The sequence below is a fragment of the Rossellomorea vietnamensis genome (genome assembly GCF_025398035.1).
Taxonomy (GTDB): domain Bacteria; phylum Bacillota; class Bacilli; order Bacillales; family Bacillaceae_B; genus Rossellomorea; species Rossellomorea vietnamensis_B.
Window position 1 is genome coordinate 147949 of sequence record NZ_CP104558.1, and the last position, 15286, is coordinate 163234.

The window sequence follows — 15286 nt, forward strand, 5'->3', positions numbered from 1 at the left end:
TATAGGGTTATTTCATCAAAACAAATGATCATAAATGCTAAGACATAATAAATTTTTCACTTTTCATCATAAGGGGGGAAAAAAAGCATATTAATAGTCATAAGTCATTGGGACAACATCATAACTATAGAATGTGAGACACAGAATACACGGATGAAACATCCCTGGAATATAAGATGGGAGGGAATCTCTTGGAAAGAGTCGATCTATTTAAAGACATTGCCGAAAGAACAGGCGGAGATATCTATTTAGGTGTGGTAGGAGCAGTTAGAACAGGAAAATCAACATTCATCAAGAAGTTCATGGAACTTGTCGTCCTTCCTAACATCGCAAGCGAATCAGAGCGTGCAAGGGCGCAGGATGAGCTGCCTCAGAGTGCGGCAGGCAGGACGATCATGACGACCGAACCAAAATTTGTTCCGAATCAAGCCATCTCTGTTCACGTCGATGAAGGCCTCGAAGTGAATATTAGATTGGTAGATTGTGTAGGATATACGGTCCCTGGTGCCAAGGGATATGAGGATGAAAATGGACCCAGGATGATCAATACACCATGGTATGAAGAGCCTATTCCATTCCATGAAGCCGCCGAAATCGGCACGCGGAAAGTCATCCAGGAACATTCCACGATCGGAGTGGTTGTCACGACAGACGGCTCCATCGGGGAAATTGGCAGAGGGGATTACATTGAGGCAGAAGAAAGGGTCATAGAGGAACTGAAAGAAGTGGGTAAACCATTTATCATGGTCATCAACTCAGCGAGACCTCATGCTCCTGAAACAGAAGACCTTAGAGTGAAACTTCAGGATAAATATGACATACCGGTCCTCGCCATGAGTGTAGAAAGTATGAGGGACTCGGATGTATTGAATGTCCTGAGAGAAGCGCTGTTTGAATTCCCGGTTCTTGAGGTGAATGTCAATCTTCCAAGCTGGGTAATGGTACTGAAGGAAGAGCATTGGTTAAGACAGAATTACCAGGAAGCCGTGAAAGAAACAGTCAAGGATATTAAGCGACTCCGGGATGTCGATCGGGTTGTCCACTACTTCAGTGAATTCGATCATATCGAACGTGCGGGGCTTGCCGGTATCGATATGGGTCAGGGGATTGCTGAAATCGACCTGTACGCCCCGGATGAACTGTACGATGAAGTGTTGAAGGAAATTGTCGGGGTGGAAATTCGGGGGAAAGATCACTTGCTTGAATTAATGCAGGATTTCGCCCATGCGAAAGCCGAATATGACCAGATTTCAGACGCGCTGAGAATGGTGAAGCAGACTGGATACGGCATTGCTGCCCCTTCATTGAACGATATGAGCCTGGATGAACCTGAAATCATCAGGCAAGGGGCAAGATTCGGTGTCAGCTTGAAAGCGGTGGCTCCATCCATACACATGATCAAAGTGGATGTTCAATCCAAGTTTGAACCGATCATCGGGACAGAGAAACAGAGCGAAGAATTGGTGCGCTACCTGATGCAGGATTTCGAAGATGATCCGCTCTCCATCTGGAACTCCGATATTTTCGGAAGAAGCTTGAGTTCCATCGTAAGAGAAGGTATTCAGGCCAAACTCTCCCTGATGCCTGAAAATGCAAGATATAAACTAAAGGATACATTGGAAAGAATCATCAACGAAGGATCGGGTGGATTGATCGCCATTATATTATAAATGTCTTTGACCTTCTTAGGAGGGTCATTTTTTTTGTTTGCTTTTTCTTTAAGAAATATTCCTCGGACTCTGGATTTTTCACAATGTATAATTATAAATTTCCAGTCGTCTGAAGGAAGGTTTTTGTCATTGCGTCATACCCTGTGAAACCTTGGTGTGTATGGATTTGTGGAAGGTTTATTCCCTGGATGGATGCCATCATGGAAGGTATGCAAACCTGACGGGAAACGGATATGGATGTTTAAGGGATTCCGAGGTTGGGAAGTAAGTTAGAGTACCTGATAGATGAGGGTATCAGTTGCAGTCATCCGAAAGAAGTGATAGGTTGATTAGAGTGCGAGAATAAAGGGATGGATGGTGATTCTATTACATTTCTGTTGCAAATAAGAAAAGATTCCCATTATTTCTTGATTTGTTCTTGCTAAGGTTTATCTATTGTGATAATCTTTTAACAGAATTGTTGTTGAATATTGATTCAGCAACGTTTTCAAGCGTTTTTTCTACACATCATGTATAGAATTCGCTAAAGTTGTTTACTAATGATATTAAAGTAAATGAATCATGACTGAGACATTTCCTTGGGAGGAGGTGAATGGCATGAACAAGACAGAACTTATCAATGCTGTTGCAGAAGCTGCTGAGCTATCTAAGAAGGACGCTACTAAAGCGGTTGACGCTGTTTTCGATACAATTCAAAATTCACTTGCAAACGGTGATAAAGTACAATTAATCGGATTCGGTAACTTCGAAGTACGTGAGCGTGCAGCCCGTAAAGGTCGCAACCCACAAACAGGTGAAGAGATCGAAATCTCAGCTAGCAAAGTACCTGCTTTCAAACCAGGTAAAGCGCTTAAAGAAGCTGTAAAATAATTACATACTTTGAGCGTAACGGGAAGGTCGCATAATTATGCGGCCTTTTTGTTTTTCTCTACTAGTATGAAGCGTCCTCCCGGAAATTATGTATGAAGTTTTCTTCTTTTATCGTGTGTTTTATATTATGATAAAACTTCTAAAGCACTAGTCTTTGATGACATTATGGGCTTGTGCTAATATTAACAATGTTACTATTTCTTTAAGTTATTTTAGGAGGACAACATTATGGCACAAGTCAATCATGGCCAAATAGAAGAGGCAGTTCGATTAATATTAGAAGCTATTGGAGAGAATCCTAATAGAGAAGGTTTATTAGATACGCCAAAACGCGTGGCGAAAATGTATGCAGAAGTTTTTTCGGGACTTGATCATGATCCGAAAGAATATTTTGAAACCATATTCAGTGAAGAACATGAAGAACTTGTCCTGGTAAAGGATATTCCATTCTATTCAATGTGCGAGCATCACCTTGTCCCTTTCTTCGGAAAAGCACATGTTGCGTATATTCCAAGGGATGGTAAGGTGGCAGGATTAAGTAAACTTGCAAGGGCAGTTGAATCCGTTGCCAAGCGCCCTCAGCTTCAAGAAAGAATCACATCCACAGTGGCGGATACGATCATGGAAACCCTCCTTCCTCACGGTGCCATGGTAGTCGTTGAAGCGGAGCATATGTGCATGACGATGAGAGGCGTGAAGAAGCCGGGATCCAGCACAGTGACGACAGCTGTCAGGGGGACGTTCAAAGAGGACGCTCAGGCACGCAGTGAAGTGCTTTCTTTTATAAAGAATTAGGAGTGACGACAAATGAATTCAAATGATTATATTGTCATCAAAGCAATTGAAGACGGCGTGAACGTGATCGGCCTGACAAGAGGGACGGACACAAGATTTCATCATTCAGAGAAGCTGGATAAAGGGGAAGTGATGATCGCCCAATTTACGGATCACACTTCTGCCATCAAAGTAAGAGGGAAAGCGACGATCGTCACCAGTTACGGCGAGGTTGAGAGTGATAATAAGAAATAATCTTCTATTCTGCTTTCGGCTGATAGAGAGAATAAAGGAGGGACGGACTAAGAAGTTTTCAGCTTCGTGGTCGTCCCCTTTGTTATAATCTCCTTAAGGGGTATGAGACTCATGCTCCCTATTGTGGAGGATTTTATGGTATAATATTTAATGCTGAAATTTTTAGACCGATACATAGTAGAAATGGGGATTACAGGGTATGAAATTCATTGATTGTAACCATCAAGCGAATATCATTCATCAATACATAGAAGAGCAGTTGCATCACTCTTATCTAAAGGAATATATTGATCAACCGTATATTGACCGGGACCGGATCTATTTTCTGCTCCTGCCTTTCGTAAGTGAAGGACGGACGATGAGTAAAGAAGTTGTACAGTGGATTTCGACTGCCATGTTATTGCAGATAGCCCTTGATACACATGAAAAGGTTACAATCTCTGAACGTGATTCCTTGAAGGAAAGGCAGCTGACAGTACTCGCTGGAGTGTACTTCAGCAGCCTCTATTACAAGATCCTCGCAGAAACAGATGATGTTGAACTTATCTCACATTTAGCAAAAGCGATCAAAGAAATAAATGAAAGTAAAATTTCCATATACAAGGACGAACATAAAAGCATCGCTGAACTCATGAAGAAGTTAAAGACCAGGGAATCGGCGATTGTGTCCAACTTCTATCGTTCCTTTGAAGACAATCAGTGGATTGAGATCGTAGAAGAAGCCCTGCTTTACAAGAAGCTCGTTCAGGAGAAAATCAGTCTCGGGCATTCGCAGTATACGAGCTTCATACGGGCTTTGACCACTTTATCCAACCGGACAGATCAGGCTTCACCGGACTTCCATTTAACAAAGGAAGAAACGGGACATCTGCTGTCTCAAATAGATGAACTCATAGCAGTGACAAAGAGAAAGGTCCAGGGGCAGCTTGAGACCAGCGAGCCGGACACGCCCTATTTTAAGAAGCTTATTATAGAGCTGTTACCTTACATGGAGCCTGAACCAATGACCAAACTATACGCGGAAGAAGGGTAAAACAACATGCAGCAGTCGAAAGAACAAAAAGTTCACGGAGTATTTGAAAAGATTTATTCCAATTATGATAAGATGAACTCCGTAATCAGTTTCCAACAGCATATAAAGTGGAGAAAAGATACCATGAAGCATATGAATGTGAAGCCTGGCTCCAAGGCACTTGACGTTTGCTGCGGTACTGCGGACTGGACATTGGCCATGGGTGAAGAAGTCCGTGAGTCCGGCAGCGTGGTGGGTCTTGATTTCAGTCAAAATATGCTTTCAATCGGTAAAGAGAAAGTCAAAGAGTCCCACCTGAACAATATTGAACTGATTCATGGGAACGCCATGGAGCTCCCTTTCGACGATAACACGTTTGATTATGTGACCATTGGCTTTGGTTTGCGAAATGTCCCTGACTATCTCCACGTCCTGAAGGAAATGAACCGGGTAGTGAAACCTGGAGGGATGGCCGTCTGCCTTGAAACCTCCCAACCTACCATGTTTGGATTCAAGCAGATGTATTACGCATATTTCCGTTTTGTGATGCCCCTGTTCGGGAAGATATTCGCCAAGAGCTTTAATGAATATTCCTGGCTTCAGGAATCTGCAAGGGATTTTCCGGGCATGAAGGAGCTTGCACAGATGTTTGAAGAAGCAGGCTTTAAAGACATACACGTGAAGCCATATAGTGGCGGGGTTGCTGCCATGCATTCCGGCAGAAAGTAAGAAATTCGTAAATTAGGTGGAAAAACTATGAAGCTAAACAGGATGTATTCGTTTCTTAAGGCGGATATAGATGAAATTGAAAAGGAATTGGAAGTGGCGATCGAGTCAGAATCCCTGCTTTTACAAGAGGCCTCCCTTCACCTTCTTCAAGCAGGCGGGAAGAGGATCCGGCCGGTGTTTGTTTTGCTGTCTGCCAAATTCGGACAATACGATATTAATATTGTGAAAAATGTAGCGGTAGCATTAGAGCTGATGCACATGGCTTCCCTCGTACACGACGATGTGATCGACGATGCAGAGTTGAGAAGAGGAAAACCGACGATTAAAGCCCAATGGGATAATCGTATCGCGATGTATACAGGGGATTACATATTTGCACGGGCCCTTGAATATATGACATCTATAAAAGTTCCTGAAGCACATCAGATTTTATCACACACACTGGTGGAATTATGTAAGGGTGAAATCGCTCAAATCGAAGATAAATATCGATTTGATCAGAACCTGCGGAATTATCTTTTACGGATCAAAAGGAAAACCGCCCTGCTTATTGCCGTAAGCTGCCAGCTAGGTGCTATTTCTTCCGGTGCGCCTGAAGAGATTCACAGGCGTCTTTACCGATTCGGTTACAATGTCGGAATGAGTTTTCAAATCACGGATGATATTCTGGACCTTACAGCAAGCGAGGAAGAACTCGGGAAACCCGCGGGAAGTGACTTGTGGCAAGGAAATATCACCCTTCCGATCCTGTATGCCATGGAAAACCCGGATTTGAAATCCAAGATTGAAAGAGTGACGGAATATACCACCCCCGACGAAATGAAAGAGGTCATATCTTCCATCCTGGCTACCGATGCCATCGACCGGTCCCATGAACTCAGCAGGAGGTATCTGGATAGAGCCCTGAAGGACCTTGAGCACCTCCCATATAACCGGGTAAAGAAAAGCCTTAAAAATATCGCAAACTATATCGGCAAGAGAAAATATTAAGAAAATTTAAAATGGAAACGTTGCCAAAACCCCCAATCAGTGTTACTATTTTCGTGGGATGTCCTTAGGAATTCCATACATACATATTAGGAGTGGGGAAGATGGAAAAGACATTTTTAATGGTTAAGCCGGACGGCGTACAAAGAGGGTTAATCGGTGATATCGTATCACGTTTTGAAAAAAAGGGCTTTCAATTAGTAGGTGCCAAGCTTATGAGCATTTCAAACGAGCTTGCAGAAGAGCATTATGGTGAGCACAAAGAACGACCATTCTTTGGGGAACTTGTTGATTTTATTACTTCCGGACCTGTATTTGCAATGGTTTGGCAGGGTGAAAACGTCATCACGACTGCACGTGGCATGATGGGGGCGACAAATCCTAAGGATGCCGCTCTTGGTACGATCCGCGGGGATTTCGGTCTGACTGTAGGCAAGAACATCATCCACGGTTCCGACTCTGCTGAAAGCGCTGTAAGAGAAATCGGTCTATTTTTCAAAGAAGAAGAATTGGTTGAATATTCTAAGTTAATGAACGAGTGGGTATACTAATAGCCTTTGCTATTTAGAAGCAGGTCGCAATTTGCGGCTTGCTTTTTTCTATGGACAAAGGTTTAACTTTCCCCTGAAATGTTCGATATAGATAATATAGCTTTATACCTTTATCTCGCAGCAAAGAGAGTGTGGATCTGAATGTCAAATGATTATAGTGAATTTATTCAAGGGGTTAAACGAAAAACAGGTATTGATCTTTCCCTATATAAAGAAGCACAGATGAAGAGGAGACTGACTGCTCTTTATGAAAAGAAAGGGTATGGAAGTTTTCAGGAATTCTTTGGTGCGTTGAATCGGGATCGAGAAGAAATGGAAGGGTTTCTGGATCGTATGACCATCAACGTGTCAGAATTCTTTCGTAACTACAAGCGTTGGGAAATACTGGAGACGAAGATCCTTCCGAGACTGTTAAGTGAGAATCCCTCGCTGAGAGTATGGAGTGCAGCATGCTCAACCGGGGAAGAGCCTTACACCCTTTCCATGATGCTGTCGAAGTATATGGCCCTCTCAAACGGTTCCATCACAGCCACAGACATAGACAAAAATGCCCTTCAACGGGCCATGAACGGGGTCTATCCGGAAAGGTCACTATCCGAACTCCCGGAAGAAATGAAAAAAGTCCATTTCACCCAGGAGGGACCTTTATTTAAACTGAAGGATGAAGTGAAGCGAACGGTGAACTTTAAGCAGCAAAACCTGCTTTCAGACCCATTCGAAGGGAAATATGATTTAATCGTGTGCAGAAATGTCATGATCTATTTCACCGAAGAAGCCAAAAACCTCCTTTACCATAAATTCAATCATTCACTAAAGCCAGGCGGCGTGCTCTTCGTAGGAAGCACAGAACAAATATTCAACCCCTCACAATACGGCTTCGAAACAGAAGACACCTTCTTCTACAAAAAAATATAAACAACGGCGATGTCAATCCGCATAGTAGAATCCCTTCTTCATCCCTTAGGCTGATGAAGAAGTGGACTCTCAAAATGTGAAGGGTTCACATCGTTTTATATTTTTCAGGAAAATAGAATATTAGAAAAGTTTTTAAACGTAAGGACTAGGAAAGAATATAAATTCTATGTTATATTGGTACATAATTCTTTAACGAGTTGAAGGGGGAAAGTAAATGAGATACTTAACATCTGGAGAATCACATGGACCACAGTTAACGACCATCATTGAAGGGCTGCCGGCTGGAATGCCGCTTGAAGCTGAAGATATAAATGAAAACCTGGCAAGAAGGCAGAAAGGCTATGGGCGCGGACGAAGAATGCAAATAGAAAAGGACCGTGCTTCGATTGTCGGCGGGGTAAGGCACGGATATACCCTAGGCTCTCCTTTAGGATTGGTTGTGGAGAATAAAGACTGGACTCACTGGACGAAGGTGATGGGAATCGAACCCCTTCTTGAGGGTGGGGAAGAAGAAGTGAAGAGGAAGATCTCGAGACCGAGACCAGGTCACGCGGATCTCGTCGGCGGAATGAAATATGGACATAGAGATTTAAGGAATGTCCTGGAACGTTCGTCTGCCAGGGAGACGACTGTAAGGGTGGCTGCAGGAGCCGTTGCTAAGAAGCTGTTGAAGCTATTGGATATAGAAGTCGTCGGACATGTCCTTGAAATCGGAGGCATTAAAGCCGAAAAGCTTCATTATGATTCAATAAATGAACTGAGAGAGATCACGGAAGAATCTCCTGTCCGCTGCCTGGATGAAGAGGCTGCCGGGAAAATGATGAACCTGATAGATGAAGCAAAGCAGAATGGGGATTCCATAGGCGGGGTCGTGGAAGTCATCGTTGAGGGGATGCCTGCAGGAGTGGGCAGTTATGTTCATTATGACCGTAAGCTTGATGCGAAAATTGCCATGGCTGTCATGAGTATCAATGCATTTAAAGGGGTAGAATTCGGCTTGGGCTTTGAAATGGCAAGAAAGCCTGGAAGTGAAGTGCATGATGAAATTGCATGGAGCGAAGAGCTTGGGTACTACAGGAAAACGAATCGTTTAGGAGGATTTGAAGGAGGTATGACAACGGGTATGCCAATCCGTGTCAAAGGTGTCATGAAGCCGATCCCGACTCTCTACAAGCCTCTCCAGAGTGTGGACATCGAAACGAAGGAACCCTTTAAAGCAAGCATCGAGAGGTCGGACAGTTGTGCGGTTCCAGCTGCGAGCGTAGTAGCGGAAGCCGTAGTGGCATGGGAACTTGCCGCTGGCATCGTCGAACAATTCAATAGTGATCAATTTGAGAAACTTCGTCAGGATATCAATAGACAACGCCAGGATTCAAAGGAGTATTAATGAAATGAAACAGGTAACCATTCAAACTGCTTCCAAGACATATGGCGTGAATATTGGAGTGGAGATGACGAATGAGATTGTTTCTTTTATTAAGAAGTCCTTCCCTGATGTTTCAAAGCTATGGCTTATTGCCGATGAAGCCGTATATAAGCTCCATGGGCAAGCTTTCTCGAATGAACTCGGTCATTCCTTCGATGTAACCATTTATCAAGCGCCCAAAGGGGAAAAAGCGAAAAGCTTTGCCACGTATGAAGAAGCGATAACACATGGGCTCAAGCATAGAGTAGATCGCAAATCCATCGTGATTGCTTTCGGTGGCGGTGCCATAGGTGATCTTGCGGGCTTTATCGCATCCACCTATATGAGGGGGGTCCCTTTCATCAGCGTTCCGACCACGATCCTTGCACATGACAGTGCAGTGGGAGGGAAAGTCGCGATCAATCACCCCCTGGGGAAAAATATGGTCGGACAGTTTTATCAGCCGGAAGGCGTATTCTTTGATTTGAATTACTTTTCGAGCCTCCCTATAACGGAAATACGATCGGGATTCGCTGAAGTGATCAAACATGCCTTCTTGTCTGACCGTGAGTTCCTGCAGGATCTCATGCACTCTTTCCAATCGCCTGAAAACATGGATGAAAGCTTTTTAACAGATTGCCTGATCAGGGGAATACAGGTTAAGGGAGACATTGTATCAAAGGATGAACGGGAGTCAAATATCCGGGCTTTCTTAAATTTCGGACACACTTACGGGCACGCAGTTGAAAGTGCAAGCGGCTATGGGAATCGGACTCACGGGGAGTCGGTCATGATCGGGATGGTCTATGCTTTATTTCTCAGTGAACGCTACTGCAACCTGTCATTTGACATGGATGGGTTCATAGGATGGATCAAATCTCTCGGGTACAATCTGAAGGTTCCTTCCAACATCGGTTTTGACACATTATACGAGGGGATGAAGCGTGATAAGAAATCCCAGAACGGCAATCCGGTTTTTGTGTTGTTGAAGGAGGTCGGTGAACCCGTGATGGCAGACGTTACGGAGGAGGATTTAAAACAGGCGGATGCATACATTCGACAGTTATAGATCCTGTCGCAAGTAGAGAATATCAATAAAAAGGGAGAGTGGAAGAATGATCAGGGGAATTCGAGGTGCCACTACAGCAGATCGTGATGATGAAAAGGAAATTCTCCTTTCAACTGAAAGTCTCTTAAAGGAAATGATTTTACATAATAATATTTCGGCGGAAAATGTCGCATCCGTATTTATTTCTGCCACACATGATATTACGAGCGTGTTTCCAGCCAAAGCATTAAGGGGATTCGAAGAGTGGAAATATGTCCCGGTTATGTGCATGCAGGAATTGGACGTACCCCATGGACTGTCCCGCTGTATCAGGGTGATGATTCACTATAATACCTCAACACATCAGAGTGACATCAAACATATTTATATGAAAAATGCAGTCAGCCTTCGTCCTGACTTGAAGAAGTAATAAGCGGCCATTATGAAAACGACTGAAAGGAAGTTTAAACATGAAGTGGAAATCCCAGATTCAAAATCTTAAAGCATACCAGCCTGGAAAAACGATGGATGATGTAAAAGAGTTATTCAATCTTGAGAAAGTAGTGAAGCTTGCATCGAATGAAAATCCCTTTGGATGCTCCAGGAACGTTGAAAACTATCTGAAAAACAATGCCCTTTCACATGCGCTCTATCCTGACGGTTATGCGAAGGAGTTACGTTTTAAGGTGGCAGAACACTTATCTGTGGAACCTGGACAGTTATTGTTTGGAAATGGCTCTGATGAAGTGATTGAGATCATCTCAAGGGCTTTATTGGATGGAGGTAAAAGCACGGTTATGGCAACCCCAACGTTCCCTCAATATAAGCATAATGCCATCGTTGAGGGATCAGAGGTCCGTGAAGTTCCCCTGGATGCGGAAGGAAAGCATCAACTGGCCAAAATGCTGGAAGAAATTGATGACACCACTTCGGTCGTCTGGTTATGCTCGCCAAATAACCCAACAGGGGAGTATATCCGGAACGGGGAACTCATTTCCTTCCTGGATGCAGTACCTGCACATGTCCTGGTCGTTTTGGATGAAGCGTATTATGAATATGTCGTGGCGGATGATTATTATGATTCTCTGGAATTGTTGAAGTCATATCCTCAATTATTGATTACACGCACCTTTTCAAAAGCATATGGCCTTGCAGGGTTCAGAGTGGGATTCGGAATCGGGAATAAGGACATAATCGGGAAATTGGAGCCGATCCGTGAACCTTTTAATAATAATACACTGGCTCAAGGAGCGGCTTCAGCAGCAATCGAAGACCAGGCCTTCATCGATGAATGCAGGAGAGAGAACCGAAAAGGACTGGAGCAGTATTATCGCTTCTGTGAGGAACACGGACTCTCCTATGTCCCATCACAGGCGAACTTCATCTTGATCGACTTCGGCGTAAGTGGGGACGAGGTATTTCAATACCTGATGAGCAAGGGCTATATCGTCCGGTCCGGAGAAGCGCTCGGATACCCTCATTCAGTCAGGATAACAGTCGGATCCCATGATCAAAATGAAGAGGTCATCGAGAAAATGACGGAATTTCTGCTACTTCAGAAACAAGCATGATGAGCGGTCGGAGGGGCGTTGGTCCTTTCCGGCTTTTTTTAAATAGAAAGATGGAGGGGAAACGATGAATGGAACAGTTTTGATCATTGGGATGGGGCTGATCGGAGGGTCCCTTTCCCTCTGCATTAAAAAAGAGCATCCACATGCCAAGGTCATTGGTCATGATGTGAATCATAAAGAATTAAGACTGGCGAAATCACTGGGGGTAATCGATGAGATGTCCCTTTCTTTACAGACAGCCGCCGAACAGGCGGATCTCATTATTATCTCTACACCTGTTTTTCAAACAGAAAAGATCATTGCACAATTTGAATCCCTTTCCTTGAAAGAAAGTGTTCTGATCACCGATACTGGCAGTACAAAGGAACAGATTATGAGGTCTTCGGAAGTGCTGACTAAAAATGGGATTCAATTTATCGGGGGCCATCCGATGGCAGGCTCTCATAAGAGCGGCGTAGCAGCTGCGAAAGAGATCCTTTTTGAAAATGCCTTTTACATGCTTACGCCGGGATCCGGTGTGGCAGAAGAAAACGTCGGTAAGCTTCAAGACTGGCTGAGGGGAACGCACGCAAAATTTTTAATAGTAGAACCAAGGGAACATGATGAGTTAACGGGTATGATCAGCCACTTTCCCCATATAGTAGCGGCTTCATTGGTTCATCAGGCGAAGGGTTCTTCGACCGAACACCCTTATTTGAGAAGGCTTGCTGCAGGGGGCTTTCGTGATATCACCCGTATAGCCTCATCCAACCCAACGATGTGGAAAGACATCACCATCCAGAACAGGGGGGTCCTGCTTTCCCTCTTAAAGGAGTGGAAAGTAGAGATGGATGAGGTCGTATCGCTCATCGAAATGAATGATTCACAGAAAATATACGATTACTTTAATGATGCGAAAGTATTCAGGGATGATCTCCCCATCCTGGAAAAAGGGGCCATACCTTCATTCTATGATTTATTTGTAGACGTACCGGATTATCCGGGTGTGATCTCGGAAGTCACAGGGTATCTTGCACAGGAGAAGATCAGTTTGACGAATATCAGAATAATGGAAACGAGAGAAGATATATACGGAGTATTAGCAATCAGCTTTCAAACGCTGGAAGATAGGGAAAGAGCTTTGCACTGCTTGAGAGAACAAACAAATTATGAACTATTCTTAGGATAAAGGGTGATAGGGATGGAACCGAAGAAAAGACTGTCAAATCCAAACATTGGTTTAAATGGAGAGCTTCACGTACCTGGAGACAAATCGATATCCCACCGTTCGATTATGTTTGGATCGGTTGCTGAAGGCAAAACGGTTATACATAACTTTCTTATGGGGGAGGATTGTTTAAGCACGATTTCCTGCTTCCGTAAATTAGGAGTTGAGATCGAGGTCTCTAAAGACGAAGTGACCGTGTACGGTAAAGGGTGGGACCACTTGAAAGAACCCTCTGACATTCTTGATGTGGGAAATTCAGGGACCACGACCCGTCTCATTATGGGAATTCTCTCTGGAAGACCTTTTCATTCAGTCCTGATAGGTGATCCCTCGATTGCGAGAAGGCCTATGAAGAGGGTGACAGAGCCTTTAAAGCAATTCGGGACAGTGATAGATGGCCGTTCAGGAGGCAACTTCACGCCTATATCCATCAGGGGTGGAAACCTGAAAGGGATCCATTATTCTTTACCTGTGGCGAGTGCCCAGGTGAAATCCGCCCTCATACTGGCCGGACTGCAGGCTGAAGGAATGACTGAAATAGTCGAAAGAGAGCAGACAAGGAACCATACAGAAAAAATGATCGTCGAGTTTGGGGGAACGATTGAGAAGCACGGAGACACCATTAAAGTAAAGGGAGGACAGGTATTGAAAGGAACGGAGATCTATGTACCTGGAGATATTTCCTCAGCAGCCTTTTTCATGGTGGCCGCAGCCATCGTTCCAGATAGCAGAGTCCTGTTGAAGAATGTCGGGCTGAATGAAACGAGAACCGGCATTGTGGAAGTGATGAAGAAAATGGGTGCATCCATTGAGGTCATGGAGAAATCAAACGAAGGAGAACCCGTCGGTGATATTCTTGTGCAAACGTCCAACCTAACCGGCATTGAAATCGGAGGGGACCTGATTCCTTCTTTGATCGACGAAATTCCCATCATTGCTCTTTTAGCTTCACAGGCGGAGGGGAAGACCGTCATCAAGGATGCCGAGGAATTGAAAGTGAAGGAAACCAATCGGATCGATGCCGTTGTGAAGGAGCTTGGAAAGCTTGGTGCAAACATACAGGGTACGGACGACGGGATGATCATCGAGGGGAAAACCCCATTACACGGTGGAGAAGTCCATTCCTGGGGCGATCACCGGATCGGCATGACACTGGCTGTGGCTTCCCTGTTGACAGACTCTGATGTATATTTAGAAGATGCAGAGGCCGTGAAGATCTCGTATCCGACTTTCTTTGAACATATCAACCAACTGTTGATGAAATAAAACGGAATCGAATATGTGAGAGGTGGTTGGTCTTTGGGCTGAATCCGCCTCTCTTTTTAATGAGTGGGTGGCATGAATTCATCCTTACCTTCATAGCTTGTCTATAAAGGAAGGTGATGATTGGTGAGCACCTACATTATTGACAATGCCAATTGGGTAAAGGACACCAAGCTAACGCACACTTCACTATTGGTGAAAGACGGAAGAATTTCAGCCATCAGGAACAGCTTTCAGTACTACAAGTACATGAAAATGGATGTGTCAAATTTTTTGATGACTCCCGGACATGTCATGTGTGACTTAATGGTACCCCAAGGGAGCGACTTCATCTCCGTAAAGAATTATTACCTGGACGAATTTATTAATAGAGGGTGCACGACAGTATTAACGGCTTTTTCAATACAGTATGAGTATGAATTCCTTACACAATTGAATGAACGGAAAACATCCCTGCTCAACAGTCCCCTTGATTATACGATAGGGTTGAAAACATCTGCGAATCTGATTACCCCGAACATCATACGTGCATGTAAGCGGCATAAGGTGCCCGTCATCTGGATCGAACTGGATGAAGCAAATAGATTCAGAGACATTCCGTGGGGATGGGTCAAAGGATTATTGTATGATTACCCTATTACTTTTGTCCCTTTTTTTACGACAAACATAGACAATAAAACCAAAATGAAGCATCTTAAAATATGGCAGAATTCGATGGAAAACGAGGGTATTCCCCATATTCCCGTTGAAATCCCCGAGAAAGAGCCACTGAACTTAAGCGTACTGAAGAAAATTGGAATATATCCCCTTAGAGGAAATTTTTTGGTGGGTGGAGAAATATGTTATAACCTCTATATGAAGCCTGAAGGTGAGTCTGGTACTGAGCCATTATCATTTCAATATGACCATCATGTGCTAAAATGTACTATGAACAAAGGGAAATATCACTATGTGAATAATAGAGGGCATTTTTATCCTGGAGCTGGTGAAGAACTGATCATACAAACCCCGGGATATTTTACTTAATTG

At 43.9% G+C, this 15286-nt stretch carries 16 protein-coding genes; all 16 read left to right on the forward strand.

Annotated elements, in window-relative coordinates:
* Positions 1–191 precede the first annotated feature (191 nt).
* A complete protein-coding gene (gene spoIVA / locus N5C46_RS00795) occupies positions 192–1670 on the forward strand; it encodes a stage IV sporulation protein A (protein WP_034758333.1) in 1479 nt (492 codons plus the stop codon).
* Between the two features lie 597 nt (positions 1671–2267).
* Positions 2268–2540: an HU family DNA-binding protein gene (locus N5C46_RS00800; RefSeq protein WP_034758336.1), complete on the forward strand. Its 273-nt coding sequence runs from the start codon at positions 2268–2270 to the stop codon at positions 2538–2540.
* 228 nt (positions 2541–2768) lie between these two features.
* Complete coding sequence (folE, locus tag N5C46_RS00805) at positions 2769–3335, forward strand: GTP cyclohydrolase I FolE (RefSeq protein WP_034758338.1); 567 nt, start codon at positions 2769–2771, stop codon at positions 3333–3335.
* 12 nt (positions 3336–3347) lie between these two features.
* A complete protein-coding gene (gene mtrB / locus N5C46_RS00810) occupies positions 3348–3569 on the forward strand; it encodes a trp RNA-binding attenuation protein MtrB (protein WP_034758340.1) in 222 nt (73 codons plus the stop codon).
* 199 nt (positions 3570–3768) lie between these two features.
* Entirely contained in the window at positions 3769–4602 is an 834-nt protein-coding gene (locus N5C46_RS00815; protein WP_261750518.1) for a heptaprenyl diphosphate synthase component 1, read from the forward strand.
* 6 nt (positions 4603–4608) lie between these two features.
* On the forward strand, positions 4609–5310 hold the full coding sequence (locus N5C46_RS00820; protein ID WP_261750519.1) for a demethylmenaquinone methyltransferase: 702 nt from the start codon (positions 4609–4611) through the stop codon (positions 5308–5310).
* 27 nt (positions 5311–5337) lie between these two features.
* The gene (gene hepT / locus N5C46_RS00825) at positions 5338–6300 is read left to right on the forward strand and encodes a heptaprenyl diphosphate synthase component II (protein ID WP_261750520.1); all 963 of its coding nucleotides are present in this window, start codon (positions 5338–5340) and stop codon (positions 6298–6300) included.
* Between the two features lie 101 nt (positions 6301–6401).
* Positions 6402–6848 (forward strand): nucleoside-diphosphate kinase, encoded by a 447-nt coding sequence (gene ndk / locus N5C46_RS00830; RefSeq protein WP_034758349.1) that lies wholly within the window; start codon positions 6402–6404, stop codon positions 6846–6848.
* Between the two features lie 141 nt (positions 6849–6989).
* Positions 6990–7763 (forward strand): CheR family methyltransferase, encoded by a 774-nt coding sequence (locus N5C46_RS00835; RefSeq protein ID WP_261750521.1) that lies wholly within the window; start codon positions 6990–6992, stop codon positions 7761–7763.
* Positions 7764–7977: 214 nt separating this feature from the next.
* On the forward strand, positions 7978–9150 hold the full coding sequence (aroC, locus tag N5C46_RS00840; protein ID WP_261750522.1) for a chorismate synthase: 1173 nt from the start codon (positions 7978–7980) through the stop codon (positions 9148–9150).
* Between the two features lie 4 nt (positions 9151–9154).
* Complete coding sequence (gene aroB / locus N5C46_RS00845; RefSeq protein ID WP_261750523.1) at positions 9155–10237, forward strand: 3-dehydroquinate synthase; 1083 nt, start codon at positions 9155–9157, stop codon at positions 10235–10237.
* Between the two features lie 46 nt (positions 10238–10283).
* A complete protein-coding gene (gene aroH, locus N5C46_RS00850) occupies positions 10284–10646 on the forward strand; it encodes a chorismate mutase (RefSeq protein ID WP_261750524.1) in 363 nt (120 codons plus the stop codon).
* 40 nt (positions 10647–10686) lie between these two features.
* Positions 10687–11787, forward strand: coding sequence for a histidinol-phosphate transaminase (gene hisC / locus N5C46_RS00855; protein WP_261750525.1), 1101 nt, complete (start codon positions 10687–10689; stop codon positions 11785–11787).
* Between the two features lie 64 nt (positions 11788–11851).
* Positions 11852–12955 carry a prephenate dehydrogenase gene (locus N5C46_RS00860; RefSeq protein ID WP_261750526.1) on the forward strand — a complete coding sequence of 368 codons (1104 nt, stop codon included), beginning with the start codon at positions 11852–11854 and terminating at the stop codon, positions 12953–12955.
* A gap of 12 nt (positions 12956–12967) precedes the next feature.
* Positions 12968–14260, forward strand: coding sequence for a 3-phosphoshikimate 1-carboxyvinyltransferase (aroA, locus tag N5C46_RS00865; RefSeq protein ID WP_261750527.1), 1293 nt, complete (start codon positions 12968–12970; stop codon positions 14258–14260).
* A gap of 123 nt (positions 14261–14383) precedes the next feature.
* A complete protein-coding gene (locus N5C46_RS00870) occupies positions 14384–15283 on the forward strand; it encodes a hypothetical protein (RefSeq protein ID WP_261750528.1) in 900 nt (299 codons plus the stop codon).
* The last annotated feature ends 3 nt before the right edge of the window (positions 15284–15286 follow it).